This window comes from Pseudoflavonifractor gallinarum (assembly GCF_014982855.1).
In the GTDB taxonomy this organism is placed as follows: Bacteria; Bacillota; Clostridia; order Oscillospirales; family Oscillospiraceae; genus Pseudoflavonifractor_A; species Pseudoflavonifractor_A gallinarum.
The window spans coordinates 20,345-37,989 of the sequence record NZ_JADCKF010000014.1 but is presented as its reverse complement, the minus strand read 5'-3'; the positions used below and the strand labels follow the sequence as shown (position 1 = coordinate 37,989).

17 protein-coding genes are annotated in these 17,645 nt (G+C 60.8%); 10 read left to right on the top strand and 7 right to left on the bottom strand.

Annotated features, from left to right (window positions below):
• Positions 1 to 35: 35 nt before the first annotated feature.
• From miaA to INF37_RS13770, 3 genes are all read left to right on the top strand, one after another.
• Positions 36 to 938 (top strand): tRNA (adenosine(37)-N6)-dimethylallyltransferase MiaA, encoded by a 903-nt coding sequence (gene miaA, locus INF37_RS13780; protein WP_193538906.1) that lies wholly within the window; start codon positions 36 to 38, stop codon positions 936 to 938.
• A gap of 144 nt (positions 939 to 1,082) precedes the next feature.
• Positions 1,083 to 1,667 carry a cytidylate kinase-like family protein gene (locus tag INF37_RS13775; protein ID WP_101690973.1) on the top strand — a complete coding sequence of 195 codons (585 nt, stop codon included), beginning with the start codon at positions 1,083 to 1,085 and terminating at the stop codon, positions 1,665 to 1,667.
• A 203-nt stretch (positions 1,668 to 1,870) separates the two neighbouring features.
• Positions 1,871 to 2,398 (top strand): HDIG domain-containing metalloprotein, encoded by a 528-nt coding sequence (locus INF37_RS13770; RefSeq protein ID WP_193538904.1) that lies wholly within the window; start codon positions 1,871 to 1,873, stop codon positions 2,396 to 2,398.
• A gap of 70 nt (positions 2,399 to 2,468) precedes the next feature.
• Here the strand turns inward: INF37_RS13770 and INF37_RS13765 are convergent, their stop codons facing one another.
• Positions 2,469 to 3,020 (bottom strand): helix-turn-helix domain-containing protein, encoded by a 552-nt coding sequence (locus INF37_RS13765; RefSeq protein ID WP_193538902.1) that lies wholly within the window; start codon positions 3,018 to 3,020, stop codon positions 2,469 to 2,471.
• A gap of 148 nt (positions 3,021 to 3,168) precedes the next feature.
• Between INF37_RS13765 and INF37_RS13760 the strand changes: the two genes are divergently transcribed.
• Both INF37_RS13760 and INF37_RS13755 read left to right on the top strand, forming a co-directional pair.
• The gene (locus INF37_RS13760; protein ID WP_193538900.1) at positions 3,169 to 4,533 is read left to right on the top strand and encodes an amidohydrolase family protein; all 1,365 of its coding nucleotides are present in this window, start codon (positions 3,169 to 3,171) and stop codon (positions 4,531 to 4,533) included.
• A complete protein-coding gene (locus INF37_RS13755; RefSeq protein ID WP_193538898.1) occupies positions 4,530 to 5,084 on the top strand; it encodes a flavodoxin family protein in 555 nt (184 codons plus the stop codon). Before INF37_RS13760 ends, INF37_RS13755 begins: the two co-directional genes overlap by 4 nt.
• A 91-nt stretch (positions 5,085 to 5,175) precedes the next feature.
• Here INF37_RS13755 and INF37_RS13750 read toward each other — a convergent pair whose 3' ends face one another.
• Together INF37_RS13750 and mnmE are read right to left on the bottom strand one after the other, a co-directional pair.
• Positions 5,176 to 6,219, bottom strand: coding sequence for a CAP and S-layer homology domain-containing protein (locus INF37_RS13750; RefSeq protein ID WP_193538896.1), 1,044 nt, complete (start codon positions 6,217 to 6,219; stop codon positions 5,176 to 5,178).
• 22 nt (positions 6,220 to 6,241) lie between these two features.
• Positions 6,242 to 7,621 (bottom strand): tRNA uridine-5-carboxymethylaminomethyl(34) synthesis GTPase MnmE, encoded by a 1,380-nt coding sequence (gene mnmE, locus INF37_RS13745; RefSeq protein WP_193538894.1) that lies wholly within the window; start codon positions 7,619 to 7,621, stop codon positions 6,242 to 6,244.
• A 683-nt stretch (positions 7,622 to 8,304) separates the two neighbouring features.
• Between mnmE and INF37_RS13740 the strand changes: the two genes are divergently transcribed.
• The 4 genes from INF37_RS13740 to INF37_RS13725 all read left to right on the top strand — a co-directional run bounded on the left by INF37_RS13740 (position 8,305) and on the right by INF37_RS13725 (position 12,587).
• Positions 8,305 to 9,678: a uracil-xanthine permease family protein gene (locus tag INF37_RS13740; protein ID WP_235964352.1), complete on the top strand. Its 1,374-nt coding sequence runs from the start codon at positions 8,305 to 8,307 to the stop codon at positions 9,676 to 9,678.
• Between the two features lie 22 nt (positions 9,679 to 9,700).
• Positions 9,701 to 11,110 carry an amidohydrolase family protein gene (locus INF37_RS13735; protein ID WP_193538891.1) on the top strand — a complete coding sequence of 470 codons (1,410 nt, stop codon included), beginning with the start codon at positions 9,701 to 9,703 and terminating at the stop codon, positions 11,108 to 11,110.
• Positions 11,111 to 11,332: 222 nt separating this feature from the next.
• Complete coding sequence (locus tag INF37_RS13730; protein WP_101690963.1) at positions 11,333 to 11,821, top strand: hypothetical protein; 489 nt, start codon at positions 11,333 to 11,335, stop codon at positions 11,819 to 11,821.
• Positions 11,822 to 11,915: 94 nt separating this feature from the next.
• On the top strand, positions 11,916 to 12,587 hold the full coding sequence (locus INF37_RS13725) for a YczE/YyaS/YitT family protein (protein ID WP_193538889.1): 672 nt from the start codon (positions 11,916 to 11,918) through the stop codon (positions 12,585 to 12,587).
• Between the two features lie 57 nt (positions 12,588 to 12,644).
• Here the strand turns inward: INF37_RS13725 and INF37_RS13720 are convergent, their stop codons facing one another.
• From INF37_RS13720 to INF37_RS13705, 4 genes are all read right to left on the bottom strand, one after another.
• Positions 12,645 to 14,258: a peptide chain release factor 3 gene (locus tag INF37_RS13720; RefSeq protein WP_186964031.1), complete on the bottom strand. Its 1,614-nt coding sequence runs from the start codon at positions 14,256 to 14,258 to the stop codon at positions 12,645 to 12,647.
• Positions 14,259 to 14,351: 93 nt separating this feature from the next.
• The gene (locus INF37_RS13715) at positions 14,352 to 14,987 is read right to left on the bottom strand and encodes an HAD family hydrolase (protein ID WP_193538886.1); all 636 of its coding nucleotides are present in this window, start codon (positions 14,985 to 14,987) and stop codon (positions 14,352 to 14,354) included.
• A gap of 118 nt (positions 14,988 to 15,105) precedes the next feature.
• Positions 15,106 to 15,753, bottom strand: coding sequence for a helix-turn-helix transcriptional regulator (locus INF37_RS13710; protein WP_193538884.1), 648 nt, complete (start codon positions 15,751 to 15,753; stop codon positions 15,106 to 15,108).
• Between the two features lie 176 nt (positions 15,754 to 15,929).
• The gene (locus tag INF37_RS13705) at positions 15,930 to 16,148 is read right to left on the bottom strand and encodes a hypothetical protein (protein ID WP_186964032.1); all 219 of its coding nucleotides are present in this window, start codon (positions 16,146 to 16,148) and stop codon (positions 15,930 to 15,932) included.
• Positions 16,149 to 16,231: 83 nt separating this feature from the next.
• Here INF37_RS13705 and ssnA point away from each other — a divergent pair, with 83 nt between their 5' ends.
• A complete protein-coding gene (gene ssnA / locus INF37_RS13700; protein ID WP_101690958.1) occupies positions 16,232 to 17,572 on the top strand; it encodes a putative aminohydrolase SsnA in 1,341 nt (446 codons plus the stop codon).
• Positions 17,573 to 17,645 lie beyond the last annotated feature (73 nt).

Sequence of the window (17,645 nt, the reverse complement as noted above, 5' to 3'; positions counted from 1 at the left end):
CGGCCGAGCGCGGGCTGACAGAAGGATGTGCGAACATGGCACTGCCAAAACTGATCGTGATACTGGGCACCACCGCCTGCGGCAAAAGCGGCCTGGGTGTGGAGCTGGCCAAGCATGTGGGAGGCGAGATCGTCTCCGCCGACTCCCGGCAGGTCTACCGGGGCCTAGACCTGGGCACCGGTAAGGTCACAGAGGAGGAGATGGACGGGGTACCCCACCACCTGCTGGACGTGGTCTCCCCCAACCAGAGCTATTCGGTGGCCGAGTTCCAGCGGGACGCCTACGCCGCCATCGACGACATCCTGGCCCGGGGGAAGGTCCCCCTCCTGGTGGGGGGCACCGGGCTCTATGTCCGGGCGGTGGCCGAGGGGTACACCTTTCAGGAGAGCCAGCCCGACCCCGTCCTCCGGGCGCAGCTGGAGCGCAAGAGCGCCGAGGAGCTCTATGCCATGTTCCGCGCCCAGACCGGGCGCACCCTCTCGGGCGGCGAGGAGAAGAACCGTCACCGCCTGGTGCGCACCATGGAAAAACTTCTCTCGGGAGATTCCCTCACCGAATCCCCCCGTGTGCCCCGGTATGAGGTCCTCCAGCTGGGCATGACCTATCCCCGGGATGTCCTCTGCCGGCGCATCGACGAGCGGCTCCAGAAGCGGCTGGACGACGGCATGATCGAGGAGGTGGCCCGCCTGCGGGCAGAGGGGGCCACCGACGCCTTCTTGGAGGGGTTGGGGCTGGAATACCGCTACATCCTCTGGTATCTCACCGGCAAGCTCTCCTCCCAAGACGAGCTCTTTGACGAACTGGGCCGGGCCATCAAGCGCTTTGCCAAGCGGCAGATGGTATGGTTCAAAAAGGACCGGGACGTCCTCTGGCTGGACACGGAGGGGGCCCCCCTCTCCCAGGCCATCCAGGCCGCCGACGCCTTCCTCCGGGGCTGAGGGCGGGTCTTGCGCCCCTTGACGGCACATGGTAAAATAGGGAAGTAAGCCCATTCCGCCCTGCCTTGGCGGAACCGGGCACAGACCTTTACCATGGCCCGTTCTTCCGGGCTGTGAAACCATCCAAGGGAGGAACGGAGTGTAATGGGCTTTCGTATCGTCACCATCAACCGGGAATTTGGCAGCGGAGGACGCACCATCGGCAAGCAGGTGGCCCAGCGCATGGGCGTGACCTGCTACGATGAGGAGCTGGTCACCCAGATTGCCAAGGAGAGCGGTATGTCCCAGAGCTTTATCCAGAGCTTCAGCGAGGAGGCCAGCGCCACCAGCAGCTTCCTGTTTACCCTGAACAACTGGGCCAACAACGCCCTCTCCGATCAGATCTATATCACCCAGCGCAAGATCATTCAGGATCTGGCCGAGCAGGGTCCCTGCGTCATCGTGGGCCGCTGCGCCGACTATTTCCTCAAGGAGCGCACCGACTGTCTCAACGTCTTTATCCACGCCAACATGGAGTTCAAAAAGGACCGCATCGTCCGGCTCTACGGCGAAAAAGCGGACACGCCGGAAAAGCGCATCCTGGACAAGGATAAGCGCCGCATCGCCTACTATAAGTACTATACCGACCGCAACTGGGGGCAGGCCGCCAACTACCACCTCTGCCTGGACAGCAGCGTGCTGGGTGTGGATCGCTGCACCGATCTGATCTACTCTCTGGTGGAGGGTTGATTTCCGCTCCACGCTCTCCTTTATTGCGTCATCAAAGACGCCCGCATGTCTGCGGGCGTCTTTTTTATCGTGTACAGGCCGCCGTTTCTTCCTCTCTTTCCAAAAGTTTTACCCGCTCTTTTGAAAATCTTAAAGAGTTCGTCTCATGTTCTTTACCTTCCTCTGGTATCCTAGAGCTACAACCAGAGAAAGGAGTCCGCCCTATGTGGAATTTCAAATACAGAGACGAATACCTTCCCTTTGTGGAGGATCTTCTGGCCCATCCGGATGTGTGCGCTATGCGCCAGCTTCCCCAGCATGCCAAGGGATTCAGCTGTTTTCACCACAGCCTGCTGGTATCCTATCTCAGCTTCCGCCTCTGCCGCGCCCTGGGACTGGATATGCGCTCGGCCGCCCGGGGCGGACTGCTCCACGACCTCTACCTCTACAACTGGCAGGACAAGTCCACCCATCCCCATGTGAACCACGCCTTTGACCACCCGCTGGTGGCGCTGAAGAATGCCCAGGCGCGCTTTCCGCTCAACCCCACAGAGGCCGACATCATCGCCACCCATATGTTCCCTCTCGCCATCACCCGCCCCCATCACTGCCTGGAATCCGTGGTGGTGGGCGCCATGGACAAGCTCTGTGCCGTGGCAGAGCTTCTCCGTCTGACGCCCCCGGTCGTGGAAGAGGCCCCCGTCACCCTGCTCTCCCCCGCCCAAAGCGCCACTCTGGGCCGGGCGGCTTAATTCTCATTCAAAAATACAGTGGCCCCGGTACCATCTCCCGCAGGAGAGGTACCGGGGCCGCTCTGTTTGCTTAAAATCGGGATGGCTCTGCCGGTGCCAGGGAAAACCAGTAGGAAATGCAGGGCTCCTCCCCGGCATTGGCGTAGGTATGGGGGGTGTGGGCGGGCACCAGCGCCACGTCCATGGGGTGCAGAGTACAGGACATGCCCTCCATCTCCAGACGCATGCTCCCCTGGGTGACCAGGAGGAAATTCCCCTCCGGCAGGCCCATACTGTACTCCTTTTCCTCCCCGCCCCCCTGCATGGTGATGCAGACGCATTTGTAGGGAGGATTGCCGCACAGGGCCAGCTCATACTGCACCCTGGAGTGGAGGCGGAACACAGGCTCAAATTCCTCCCGCCGGGCATAGAGGCGGTGCTCCTGGGCGGGTTCTGTCAAAAAATCCGCGATCAGGATGTCCAGCGCCCGGCAGATCTGTCCCAGATGCTGGAGCGTAGGACTGGTGGCCTCCCGCTCCACATTGCTCAGGTAGCTCACCGAGAGCCCGCTCTTGTCGGCCAGCGCCTGAAGCGTGAGCCCCCGCTCTTTCCGCAGGCGCTTGAGCTTTTCTCCCACTTCCATTCCCGTTCCTCCTGTCGGCCGTTTTTGTCTATTATAGCAGTCGTATCCCTCGCCCGTCAAAGCTTTTTTATAATTATAAAATTTTATTGACATTTATAAAAATCGGAGCATAATAGAACCATCCATATCTGGTTCAGGAGGGATACTTATGCAGGCAGACCGTCTGATCGTTCACGCAACCCTGGTCACCATGGATCCCCAGCGCCGCATTCTTTCCGATCACGGCATCGCCATCCGGGATGGCCGGATCGCCGCCATCCTTCCCACCCAAGCGTTGCTGGAGCAGTACAGCGCCCCCCACGTTCTGGACGCCTCCGGCACCATTGCATACCCCGGCTTTATCAACACCCACAACCACCTCTTCCAGATGCTGCTGAAAAATCTCGGCAAGGATCTGGGGCTCATCCGCTGGCTGGATGAGTGCATTATCGCCCATTACCGCAACATTACCCCGGAAAACATCTACTGGGCCGCTCTGGTGGGCTGTGCGGAGCAGCTCCACAGCGGTGTGACCACCTGTGTGGACTACCAGTACGCCCACGGACGGCCCGGCCTGAGCGATGCGGTCATCAAGGCCTTTCAGGACATCGGCATCCGGGGCGTGCTGGCCCGGGGACATGCCAACACGGAGGACTACCCCGACCCCTGCAAGCCGCCCCATGTGGAGGCCATGGAGGACTTCTTTGACGACGTGCGCCGTCTCCACAGCCAGTACCGCTCCGACCCCCGCATCGATGTCGCCATCGCCCCCGGCATTGTCTGGAGCCTGTCCGAGGACGGCTTCCGCCGCTGCGCCGATCTGGCCCGGGAGCTGGACACCCTCCTGACCATCCACACGCTGGAGACCGAGGAGGACAACGCCTTCTGTCTGGAGCGCCACGGGGTATCCACCATTGAATTTTACGAAAAGACCGGCGTTCTGGACACCAAGCTCCTGACCGTCCACTGCGCCCTGATCCAGCCCCACGAGGTGGAGACCCTGGCCCGGCACGGGGTGAGCGTCTCCTATAATGCCATCTCCAACATGCTCATGGGGTACCAGACCCTGCCGGTGTGCCAGCTGCTGGAGCACGGCATCCCCGTGGGCCTGGCCACGGACGGAGCGGCCTCCAACGACAGTCAGAACATGCTGGAGGTGCTGAAGATCTCCGCCCTGTGGCAGAAGGCCTTCTACCGGGACCCCACGGTCCTCCCCGCCATGCGCCTTCTGGAGATGGCCACCATCGACGGCGCCCGGAGCATCCACCGCGAAAAGGACCTGGGCTCCCTGGAGGTGGGAAAGCGGGCCGATCTCTTCCTCTACGATCCCATGAACTGCACCACCGTCCCCAGCTTTGATCCGGTCACCTCTATTATCTATAACGCCAGCCCGGCCGGCGTCCGCACCACACTGGTGGAGGGCGAGGTGGTGCTGGAGGACGGCCGCCTCACCCGCATCGAGGAGGCCCGCTCGGTCTTCCGCCTCCAGGAGGAGGCCGCTCTGCTCCAGGAAAAGGGAGGGTTAAAGCCGTGAAAACGATAATTCTGGAGGGCTCCGCCCGCCGCCGGGGCCGCACGGCCGAACTGGTGGAATTCCTCCGTCTGCGCCTGCCCGGTGAGGTCACCGTGGTCCGGGCCTATGACACCCCGGTCTCCCCCTGCCGGGACTGCCGCTACTGTCTCTCCCACCCGGGCTGTGCCGTAAAAGATGAGATGAAGGATCTCTATCCGGCCATCGAGGGGTGTGACAATCTGATCATCGCCTCGCCCCTCTACTTCCACTCGGTGCCCGCTCCCCTGAAGACCATCATCGACCGGCTCCAGCCCTACTGGGCCGCCACCGTCCGGGGGGACGAAGATCAGATCTCCACCAAGCGGGGCGCGCTGCTGCTGGTGGGGGGCGCACCTCCCTTTGAGGGGCAGTTCCTTCCCGCCGAGCTCATGCTGCGGGGCGTCCTCTCCGATCTGCACGCCAGCTGTGAGGACATCATCCGCATGGATGATGCCGACCGCCGCCCACTTCCCCAGCGCCCGGAGATCCAGACACAGCTTACAGCTCTGGCCCAGCGTCTGTCCACCCTGTAAATTTCCAGAGAAAGAGCGCCTGTCCCTTCTGGGACAGGCGCTCTCTTTGCATATCCGATGGATTGGGTCTGTTTGGGCAGATTGGGATGCGTCACTGCCCCAGGAAGAGCTGGACCCATCCGCCCTCATGGTAACCCACGCCGATGTGGGTAAACGTGCTCTTGAGGATGTTGGCCCGGTGGCCCGGCGAGTTCATCCACAGCTCCATAGCCCGCTCCGGGTCATCGGTCCCCATGGCGATGTTCTCTCCGGCGGCGCGGTAAGAGGACACGCCGCACTCCTCCAGGACCGTAAAGCAGCTGCGCCCATCGGGCCGGGTGTGCTCAAAGAGTGTTCCCAGCTCCTGGGCCCGAATCTCAGCCGCTGTCTCCAGTTCGGAGAGGACCTCCAGCGGGGGCAGGCCCTCCTGGGCCCGGGCCTCATTGACCAGACGCACCACCGCCGCCACCGGGTCCTCTGCCTCGGGCGTGGTCTCCTGGGAGGGGAGCCCCGCTCCCGCTGTAAGCACACCCTCCAGACGGCCATATACCGCAGCGGCCTGGCCCCGGGTAAAGGTCGCACCACCGGCAAAGGTGCCGCTGCTGTCCGTACCAGAGAGGATACCCAGAGCCATGACCGCCGCCACGGACTCCTGATATTGCGCAGGGATCTGGGCCCAGTCCCCGATCTTGGCCTGGGTATCCCGCAGGGCCTCCTCATCCGGCATGGCCACGCCCTGCTCCTCCAGCACATGCCGGATGACCACCGCCATGGCATTTCGGGTCAGGGCCCCTTCCAGGGGCACATCCTCCACCCCATCCAGCAGGCCGTGATGCTCTGCCACCGCCGCCGCACCGGCATACCAGCTTCCAGAGGACGGGGCGGACGCCACCTCCTCCGGCCAGCAGGCGCGGGTCAGCATGCTCAGCCACTCCGCCATGCTGAGGGAGCCCTCGGGGGAAAACTGCCGGACTCCGGTCACGGCGTCATAGTAGGTCCCCGTCATCACTCCATCCGCATAGGCCTGCTCAATGGCCGCAAAGGCCCAGTGCTTCTCCAGGACATCCGAAAAGGCGCCCCGGCTCCCGGCCTGCGCCGGGACCCCCAGGATCATGGCGGCCGCCAACAGGGCCGCGGCTGCTCGCTTCTTCTGCATCCTCCATCCTCCTGTCATACTCTTATTTTCCCACACAGAACCGCTCAAAGATCCGCGCCGTCACATCCTCCCGGAGCGTCCGTCCGGTGAGTTCTCCCAGAGCCTCCATGGCCCCTTCCACATCCACCAGCACCGCGTCGGGCGTCATACCTAAGGCAAGGCTCTCCCGGGCGGCGCGGACCTGCTCCAGGGCCCGCCCGGCGGCCCCGGCCTGCCGGGCGTTGGTGAGCATCTCGCCCCGCTCTTCCCCTCCCTCCGAGGGGAAGCAGGCGGCGATGGCCTCCTCCAGGGCCGGAAGGCCCTCTCCCGTGCGGCTGCTCAGGGAGACCACCGGTACCGGCTTCTCCGCACTCCAGGGCAGCGAAAGGGGATGGGCCTGGGGCAGATCGGCCTTGGTGCCCACCAGGATCACCTGTCCGGCCCGCTCCACCGCCTCTCGGAAGAGGTCCTTGTCCACCTCATCCAGGGGCCGGGTCAGATCCACCAGCACCAGGGCCAGTTCCGCACCGGCCAGTGCCCGGCGGCTGCGCTCCACGCCGATGCGCTCCACCGCGTCCCCGGTCTCCCGGATGCCCGCAGTGTCGATGAGCCGCAGCAGCCGCCCGCCCAGCGTGCACTTTTCCTCGACCGTATCCCGGGTGGTGCCCGGGATATCGGTGACGATGGCACGCTCATAGCCCAGCAGGGCGTTGAGCAGAGAGGACTTTCCCGCGTTCGGCTGCCCCACGATGGCACAGGGGATCCCCCCTACCAGCAGCTTGCCCCGGCGGTAGGTATCCAGCAGGGCGGAGAGATCCCGCTCCGCCCCTTCCAGCGCCCGGTCCAGGGTCTCTGCCCCAAAGGCGTCGATGTCCTCATCCGGGTAGTCCAGCACCGCGTGGAAATGGGCGCTCACGTCCACCAGCGCGTCATAGACCGCCCCAATCCGGCGGCTGAGGGCGCCTGAGAGCTGTCCCCCCGCGATCCGGGCCGCCGCCTGGGTCTCCGCGTCGATCAGGTCGGCCACGGCCTCGGCCTGGGTCAGGTCCAGCTTTCCGTTCAGAAAGGCCCGGCGGGTAAATTCGCCCGGCCTTGCCTGGCGCACGCCCTGGGCAAACAGGGCCTCCAGCCCCAGCGTCAGCACTGCCGGGGATCCATGGCACTGCAATTCCGCCGTATCCTCTCCCGTATAGCTCTCCGGCGCCCGGGACACCGTGGCCAGCACCTGGTCCACCGGGTTTCCCGCCCGGTCCAGCAGAGCGCCCAGTACCAGGCGGCGATTTTCATACTCGGTCAGGCTCCGGCCGCTTGCCGCCCGGAAAACAGCGGCGGCCGCCGCAATGGCCTCCGGCCCAGACAGGCGTATGATTCCCACCGCCGAGCGGACCGGCCCCGTAGCAATGGCGGCAATGGTATCCCTCATGGTCTCACCTCATCGGCCGGCGCTCCATGGTACGCCGGTTTTCATGCAGAATACACCGCCTTCACAGCGGGCGGTGCCTTGTCGCTGTTTATTCTAGCACGGTTCCCCGGAGGGGGACAAGTCCCGCCCCTTTTCCTTTGGATATTCTGCCGTCTTTTTTCGTTATATTTTGCGTTATGTAAACAATATTTTGAATAATGCATCCACATAACTTGTCCACCACCTTGTGGATAACTATGTGGATAATGTGGAAAACTTACTCTCACAAGGATAGCCTTTTTCTTCCAATCCACATATCCTGTATATCATTTTGCATAGTGGGCTCCAAAGAAAAATTATTTTCACCCTTTTTTGACAGTCGGTTTTTACAAAAAGGTATGGACTACTCTTATAAAGTGTTATATAATCTCTCTAGATAAGGAGGTGAAGGCAATTCGGCCGCGCTTGCAGTGAATGCGCGGGAGGGCCGGAATTCTTTTCTCGTCTTATTCCACCCTCAAGCCTGTATACCGAAACGGCTCAGCCGGCGTCCCTTGGGGGACGGCGGTACTTTTTATGACCAGCCGACAGGCAGGCGGCACCCACCGAGTTCCCCCGACAGTGCCGCTTCGTCCGCAACGAGATGAGATGAAATGGAAGGGAACGCCCCTTCCCGTGGACATCCTGTGGAGGGACATACAACGTTGAAACAGTTCAAAAGCGCAAAAAGCAATGCCATCTATGAGTTGGACGGCAGACCGCCGTTCCTTCAGGCCTTTCCCCTTGGCTTCCAGCAGCTGCTGGCTATGTTCGTGGGCAACATCGTTCCCATGATCCTGGTGGCCAGCGCCGCCAATATGGACAGCTACTATTCCACCCTGCTCATCCAGTGCTCTGTTCTGGGCGCAGGCGTGGCTACGCTGATCCAGGCTTTCCCCATCCATCTGGGCAAGATCCGCATCGGTTCCGGCCTTCCCATTATGCTGGGCCTCACCTATACCTTCCTGCCCATCTGTTTGGCCGTGGCGACCAACGAAGAGCTGGGACTTCCCGTTTTGTTCGGTGCCCAGCTGGTGGCGGCCCTGTCCTCGGTCTTTGTAGCATTTGTGCTGCCTTACATTCGTAAATTCTTCCCGCCCATCGTGACGGGTACTATAATCGTCTCCATCGGTATCTCCTGCTTCTCCATCGCCGCCTACAACCTGGCCGGCGGTCAGGGAGATCCCACCATGGGACAGCTTCATAACTGGCTGATCGGCGGCCTGGTCATCGTGGTGATCGTGGCCTGCTCCGCCTTCGGCAAGGGCATGGTCAGCGCCGCGGCCGTGCTCATCGGCATCGTGGTTGGCTATGTGGTGGCCGCGGTGACCGGCTATGTGGACTTCAGCAACATCGCCTCCGCCAAGTGGTTTGACATTCCCCGTCCCCTGGCCTTCGGCGACGGCGGCCCCGCTCTGGTCTTCAAGCCCGAGTTCATCCTGGTCTTTATTCTGCTCTACTTCATCAACGCCGTGGAGATGGTGGGCGATATGACCGTGTCCGCCACCGGCGGCCTGGGCCGTCAGCCCAAGGACGAGGAGCTCTCCGGCGGTATCCTGGGCAACGCCTTCGCCTGCATGTTCGCCTCTGTCTTCAACTGCTTTGCCACCGGCTCTTACAGCCAGTGCTCCGGCATCGTGGCCATGACCAAGGTCTGCTCCCGCTGGGTCATGGGCACCGGCGCCCTGACCCTCATTGTGGCCGCCTTCTGCCCTAAGCTGGCCGGCCTTCTCTCCACCATCCCCAACTGCGTGGTGGGCGGTGCTACCATCGTGGTCTTCTCCATGATCGCCATGAGCGGCATGAGCCTGGTGGCCAAGAGCCGCTTTACCAGCCGTTCCATGCTCATCTGTGGTATCTCCATCACCCTGGGCCTGGGCATCTCCTTTGCCAAGGATACCCTGGATCTGGTGGGCGGCTATGTGCAGATGTTCTTCGGTGAGTCCAGCATCATTCTGGTGGCCCTGACTGCCATCGTGCTGAATATCGTCCTGCCCAAGACGCAGGAGGATCTGGACGCGGAAGCTTCCGCCGACTGATTTGGAAAGGAGCGCAACTACTATGATCGACCATCTGCTGAAAAACGGAATCATTGTCACCGTCAATCCCGACCGTGAGGTCTTTTTCCACGGTGCTGTGGCCATCCAGGGCAACCGCATCGTGGAGGTCGGCCCCAGCGACGCTCTGGAAGCCAAGTACACCGACGCCGCCAAGGTCACCGACCTGGACGGCAAGATCGTCTTCCCCGGCTTTGTCAACACCCATAACCACCTCTTCCAGACCCTGCTCAAGGGTCTGGGCGATGACATGGTGCTCAAGGACTGGCTGGAGACCATGACCTTCCCCGCTGCCACTAACCTGACCCGCAATGACTGCTACCTGGCCGCCATGCTGGGCTGCATGGAGGGTCTGCACAGCGGTATCACCACCATGCTGGATTATATGTATCCCCATCCCACCGGAGAACTCTCCGACGGCGTCATCGACGCCATGAAGGAGCTGGGCATCCGCGGCATCCTGGGCCGTGGCTGCATGAACACCGGCAAGCAGTTCGGCGTTCATCCCGGCATCATGCAGGATGTGGACACCATTGAGAAGGACCTGCGCCGCCTCTTTGAGACCTATCACAACAGCGAGGACGGCCGCATCAAGATCTGGGTGGCTCCCGCTGCCATCTGGTCCAACTCCAAGGACCTGCTGCAGATGCTCTGGCGTGTGACCAACGAGTACAAGTCCGGCTTTACCGTTCACATCTCCGAGACTCCCTTCGACCGCGACGCCGCGCAGGAGCTGCATGGTCTGCCTGACGCCGAGGTCCTGGAGGACCTGGGCATCGTGGGCCCCAACGTGCTGATGGTCCACTGCTGCTACCTCACCGACAAGGACATCGCCATGGCCAAGAAGTACGACATGAAGGTGTCCCACAACGTCTGCTCCAACCAGTACCTCTCCTCCGGCGTGGCCGATGTGCCCAAGATGCTCCGCAACGGCATCACGGTCTCCCTGGGCGTGGACGGCGCTGCCTCCAACAACGCCCAGGACATGGTGGAGCTCATGAAGTTCACCGCCCTCCAGCACAAGGTCGCCACCCGGGATCCCCTGGCCATGACCGCCGAGAAGGTGCTGGAGATGGCCACCATCGACGGCGCCCGCGCTCTGGGCATGGGGGACGAGATCGGCTCCCTGGAGGCCGGCAAGAAGGCGGACCTGGTCATCTTCGATCCGCTGGAGTGCCCCAAGGCCATCCCCATGCACAACCCCGTGTCCACGCTCGTCTACTCCGCCTCCATGAAGAACATCGTGGGCGCCATGGTAGATGGCAAGGTGGTCATGGAGAACGGCGTCATCACCACCGTCAAGGACGAGAAGGAGATCTACCGCAAGGTGCAGAAGTGCGCCGAGGACCTGTGCGAGCGCGGCCACATCACCAACCGCCGCGAGGGCCACAAGTGGAACCGCAGCTTCGGCTAATTGGCTCCTGTATTTCCTTTCTATCACACAAAAACATCCGCTCCGGAACTCCGGAGCGGATGTTTTCTTTTTTGCTCATTTCAAAATATTTTATTTTTGTGCCACTATAATCAAAAATGTAACCATTCCTGTAACCGCGCTGTGTTACAATAGCACCAAGAGTTACAAAATAGCATGTAATTGTCTTCTCTTTTCCTAGTTTGCAATCAGGTGGTGGTGTAGATGCGTTTTATCTATGAATTTACCGACCTGGCCGCCTTACAGGGCCTGTGTCTTCAGCGCCTGGGGATCCTGCCCGACGAGGTCTGGGACGTATCCATTCTGGATGTGACCGCCCACACCCGCCACGGCAACCTCCTCTTCTCCACAGCAGAGACTGACCTGCCCGAAAACCGCTGCCGCCTGGGCCTGTGTGTACATTCCGAAGATCTCCTGGCGCTGGAGATCCGGCTGGCCTATCAGCCGGGCTGGCAGTACCGGCGGCGTTTCGCAGTGGTCACCCTGCCGGTCTGGGAGCTCTGCTTTAGCCAGGGAATCCACTTCTCCCCCGTGGCCATCACCCTTGCACCCCAGGGCACCGCTTGCACCCTGTTCGACGGCCTTGCCCAGGTGGAGCTGCCCGAACTTCCCCACACCGATTCCGACCTCTATATTCTGGATACGTCGTCCCCGGTTCAGCCGGAACTGGCCGCTCTACCGCTGAGTTCCTGACCCGCTCTGCCCTTGTCTTCTATGGTCTGCTATGCTATAATGAACGAAATAATAATAGTAGCATAATGGTACTAATAGGAGAGGAGCTTGTCCTATGTCCCGTTCGGAACTTGTGCGGCGTTACGGCATTTTTACCTCCGGTGTTATCTTTGCTGCCCTTGGAATTGCTCTCATCACCCGTGCCGGGCTGGGCACCAGTGCGGTGTCCGGTCTGCCCTATGTGTGCAGTCTGATTTTCCCCGCACTCTCCTTTGGTACCTTCAATTTTATCTTTGAGATCCTGCTCTTTTTGGGGCAGGCCGCCCTGCTGGGCCGGGCATTCAGCCGGGTCCAATTTCTTCAGCTGCCCGCCAACTTTGTCTTTTCTTACTGCATTGACCTCTGGATGTGGGTGCTGCATTTCTTTATCCCGGAGGTCCTACCCTATCCGGTGCGGCTGCTCCTCTTGCTGATCGGCTGCGTTCTGCTTGGCTTTGGTGTGGCCCTGGAAGTGGTGGCTGATGTACTCATCCTCTCCTACGAGGGCTTTGTCAAGGCACTGAGCCAGCGCTTCCACCGGGATTTTGGACACACCGAGCTGGTGGTGGACAACACCATCCTGGTTCTGGCCATTCTGACCTCCTTTGCAGGACTGGGCCGTCTGGCCGGACTGCGGGAGGGCACCATCATTGGAACGCTCATCGTGGGGCATATCTCCGGCTTCTTCTGCCGCCGTCTGGCCCCGCTTACAAAGCGCCTTTGTCAGAGCGACGCTCTCGCACAATGATACAACAACGCCCCGGTCTCCCTTGAGAGGCCGGGGCGTTCTCTTTTTCAAACCGAATCAGGCATCGGCGGCACTGCCGCCAAACTCCCGCAGGGTGAGGTTTTTGTTCCGGTCGGCCGTCCACTGGATGGCCCACTGGGACCCGAAGAGCAGGAGCTGATTGCCCTTGTAGTCCTCCACCAGCTTGGTATCGGTGCCCAGAATCAGATCCTCCTCCTTGAGCGGCTCGGCGTCCTCATCCTCCCGGACGATCCAGCGCAGATACTCGTAGGGCAGGCCCTCCATATAGAGGTCCACGTTATACTCGTTTTTCAGGCGGTACTCCAGCACGTCGAACTGAAGGGTACCCACCACGCCCACGATGACCTCCTCCATACCGGAATAGGGGGTCTTGAAGATCTGGATGGCGCCCTCCTGGGCGATCTGCTCCATGCCCTTGAGGAACTGCTTGCGCTTCATGGTATCCAGGCTGCGCACCCGCTTGAAGTGCTCGGGCGCGAAGGTAGGGATGGGATCAAACTTAAACTTCTTGGCGGCAGTGCACAGGGTGTCGCCGATGGAGAAGATGCCGGGATCAAACACGCCGATGATGTCTCCGGCATAGGCCTCCTCAATGATCTCCCGCTCGGCGGCCATCAGCTGCTGCGGACGGGAGAGGCGGATCTTCTTCCCGCCCTGGACATGGTAGACCTCCTTGTCCGCGTCAAAGCGGCCGGAGACCAGGCGCATGAAGGCGATCCGGTCCCGGTGGGCCTTGTTCATGTTGGCCTGGATCTTAAAGACAAAGGCGGAGAAATTGTCGTCCATGGAGTCGATGATCTCCTCCCCCGCCTTCCGGGGCAGGGGCGCGGTGGTCATCTGGAGGAAGTGCTCCAGGAAGGGTTCCACGCCGAAGTTGGTCAGGGCCGAGCCGAAGAACACCGGGGAGAGCTTGCCGTGGCGCACCCGGTCCAGGTCAAACTCGGCGGCGGCGCCGTCCAGCAGCTCGATCTCGTCCACCAGCTGCTGGTGGAGGGTGGAGCCGATCAGGCCGTCCAGGTTGGGATCCCCCAGCTCCACCTCGGTGGCAGTGGCCGCCTTGGAGCCGCCGTTGCTGGTAAAGTGGATGATCTTCCGGCTGCCCCGGTCGTAGACGCCCTTAAAATCCTTGCCGCAGCCAATGGGCCAGTTGACGGGGTAGGTCTCGATCCCCAGCTCCTTCTCCAGCTCTTCCAGCAGCTCGAAGGAGTCCCGGGCCTCCCGGTCCATCTTGTTGATAAAGGTGAAGATGGGAATGTCCCGCATGGCGCAGACCTTGAAGAGCTTGCGGGTCTGGGCCTCCACGCCCTTGGCCGCGTCGATGACCATGACCGCGGAGTCGGCCGCCATCAGGGTGCGGTAGGTATCCTCCGAGAAGTCCTGGTGGCCGGGGGTGTCCAGAATGTTGATGCAGTATCCGTCATACTGGAACTGCATGACCGAAGAGGTCACCGAGATGCCGCGCTGCTTCTCGATCTCCATCCAGTCGGAGGTGGCGGCACGGGTGTTCTTCTTGCCCTTGACCTGGCCGGCCTGGGCAATGGCCCCTCCGTAGAGGAGGAACTTTTCGGTCAGGGTCGTCTTACCGGCGTCGGGGTGGCTGATGATGGCAAAGGTGCGCCGGCGCTTGATTTCCGATTCATATTTTGACAAGGCAAAAACCGTCCTTCATTTCAAAAATAACGTTTTATTTTATCACATATGCCGCCCTCGTCACAAGGGACCCCGCCGGGCGGTCTCATTCCTTCAGGGGGGCGTGAGCAGACCGGTCAGCTCCGAGATGGACTGAATGCGCCCCTCGGCCTGGTCGACGCTGCCAAACCCATAGGCCGCATGGAAAAAGGGCACGCCCGCCCCGTGGGCGGCGTCGCAGTCCCCCTGGGTATCCCCCACATAGACCGGTGCGGAGAGTCCGTTGCGCCTCGCCACCAGGGCGATGTTCGCGGCCTTGGCCTGTCCGGTCCGGCCCGGGCACTCAAAATCCCGGATATACTTCTCCAACCCGTGGACTTTCAAGAAGCACTGGATATAGCCATCCTGGCAGTTGCTCACGATGAAGAGGGGAACGCGCCCGGACAGCTCCTCCAGCGTCTCCGCCACACCGGGGTAGAGCTTCCCGCCGTGCTCCCCCAGATAGCGGAGCTGGTGGCGGTAGCAGATCTCCATGATCTCCATCCGCCGTGCCCCGTCTTCGATCTGGGGCAGGATCCGGGCGGCGATGTCCTCCATCAGCAGCCCCATGCAGCTGCGCAGCTGGGGCACGGTCAGTACAGGCTCCAGCCCGCACTCCTGAAATCCGGCGTTCCAGCCCTGGCAGATCCCCTCCACGGCGTCCCAGAGGGTTCCGTCCAGATCAAATAAAATGCCGTCCGTCTCTCGCATGGCACTGCTCTCCTTCCGCAAAAATCACCTGTCTAGTGTACCATGTCCAGGCCGGTACGGCAAGGTGATAATTGGGCCAAAAAAGCCGGCTTTCGCCGGCTTTTTGTCTCTGTTTCTCTCAGTTGGCGGCCTCTTTGGCCTCGTCGATGTAGCTGTACAGCGTATATTTGGAGATCCCAAAGAATTTGCACACTTTATCACCGCTCTTGGTGATGAGGAAGGCCCCCGAGTTATTGAGGAACTGGATGGCCTTGACCTTGTCCTCCTTGTTCATCAGCGCCACCGGCTTACCCACCACCCGGACGCTCTGCTCGATGAGCTCGTCCAGCAGGTCGCTGACGTTACGGGAGATCTCCTCCGGCTCCTGGTTCTCCTGTTCGGTGGAGGTAAACTGCTTGAGGCTGTTCTCCATGGCCAGCATGAGGGTAATGTCGTAGTTGATGCCGAAAATGCCAACGGCATTCCCATCGTCATCCCGGATATAGAAGGTACTGGACTTGAGGATCTTGCCATCCTTGGTCCGGGTCAGGTAGCTCAGATGGTCCTGCAGATTGGCCCGCTCGCTGCGCAGGGCCTCCAGCACTACATGGGAAGGGCCGTCTCCCACCTTCCGACCGGTCACATGGCCGTTTTCAATGGCCACAATGGAGCTGTCCGGATCATTGGAGATCAGATCGTGGACCACCACTTCACAGTTGGGGCCAAATTGCTGGGCAATTCCCTTGGCCAGCTGAAACAAAAACTGAAGTATGGATGCGTTGAGCATAATTCATTCCTTCCTTCCGCCAGAGGCCGGCAGTCAAGCGCCTTTTTGCGGAAAATATACCTTTTTTTGGCTCTTCCATCCCCATTCTCTCCTTCTCTGCCTCAGAATCGGTCGTAAAAGCCACATATGCATTGAGAATATTGTATCATATCATGGAAGAATTACAAGAAAAATCGTTATGCCTGAAAAATTTTCTGGTACTCTAAAAAAGGGTTGATTTTCGGTGCACTCTGTGTTAGACTTGGAGTATAAAAAGTGATTTGCCTGTGCAAATCCACTAAAAAGTCATCATATTGGTCGTGGCTGCAACGAAGTGCTTCGCGCACGGGCTGGAGGAGTGTTTCTGAATCCGATTGCTGGTCATGGGCCGCAACCGGCAGGACGCTCATTTCCATGAGGGTCCTTTTTTATTCCGCCGCGCAAAGGGGAACAGGGGCATCTCGTGCAGACCCGCCGAACAAATAAGGAGGACAACCATATGCTGCTAGTGGGAAACGGTAAACTCATCACCCGCAACGAAGCCCTCCCCTATGTGGAGGATGGCGCTGTCGTGATCGACGGCCAGGTCATCAAGGAGATCGGCTCCTTTGCCGACCTGAAGGCCAAGTATCCCGAGGCTGAATTTGTGGACGCCAAGGGCGGCGTGATCATGCCCGGCCTCATCAACGCCCACACCCACATCTACTCCGGCCTGGCCCGCGGCCTGTCCATCAACGGCTTCAACCCCACCAATTTCTTTGAGGTGCTGGACGGCCAGTGGTGGTACATCGACCGGAATCTGACCCTGGACGGCACCCGCGCCTGCGCCTATGCCACGGTGCTGGACTGCATCCGGGACGGTGTGACCACCATCTTTGACCATCACGCCTCCTTCTGTGAGATCCCCGGCTCCCTCTTCGCCATCAAGGATGTTTGCCAGGAAGTGGGCATCCGTGCCAACCTCTGCTACGAGGTCAGCGAGCGCGACGGCATGGAGAAGTGCGACCAGGCCATCCAGGAGAACGCCGACTTTGCCAAGTGGTGTAAGGAGCAGGACGACGACATGATCAAGGCCATGTTCGGCGGCCACGCCCTCTTCACCATCTCGGACAAGACCTTCGAGAAGATGGTCAAGGCCAACGACGGCATGACCGGCTTCCACATCCACGTGGCCGAGGGCATGAACGACGTGTATGACTCTCTGCGCAACTACGGCTGCCGCCCGGTCAACCGCCTGCTCTACAACGGCATTCTGGGTGAGAAGACCATGCTGGGCCACTGCATCCACGTCTCTCCCGCCGAGATGGACATCATCAAGGAGACCAACACCATGGCGGTCAACAACCCCGAGTCCAACATGGGCAACGCCGTGGGCTGCGCGCCGGTCCTCCAGATGTACCAGAAGGGCATCCTCATCGGCCTGGGCACCGACGCCTACACCCACGACATGCTGGAGAGCCTGAAGGTCCTGCTGCCCATGCAGCGCCACAACACCGCCCAGCCCAACGTGGGCTGGTGTGAGGCCACCGGCATGCTCTTCCAGAACAACGCCAAGATCGGCGCCCGCTACTTCAAGAAGCCTCTGGGCATCCTGGCCGAGGGTGCCGCGGCCGACGTGATCGTCATGGACTACAAGCCCTTCACCCCCTTCTCCGACGCCAACATCGACGGCCACATGCTCTTCGGCATGATGGGCAAGAACTGCCGCACCACCATCATCAACGGCAAGGTGGTCTACAAGGACCGCGAGTTCGTCGGCATCGACGAGGACAAGATCAACGCCTGGTGCATGGAGCAGTCCAAGAAGCTCTGGGGCACCCTCAATCACTGCACCTACTAAGTCCTGTCTGCACGTGCAATAAACATATTTGATCCTCCGCGGGGCGGTAAGCCCCCGCTTCGCGGAGGGATGT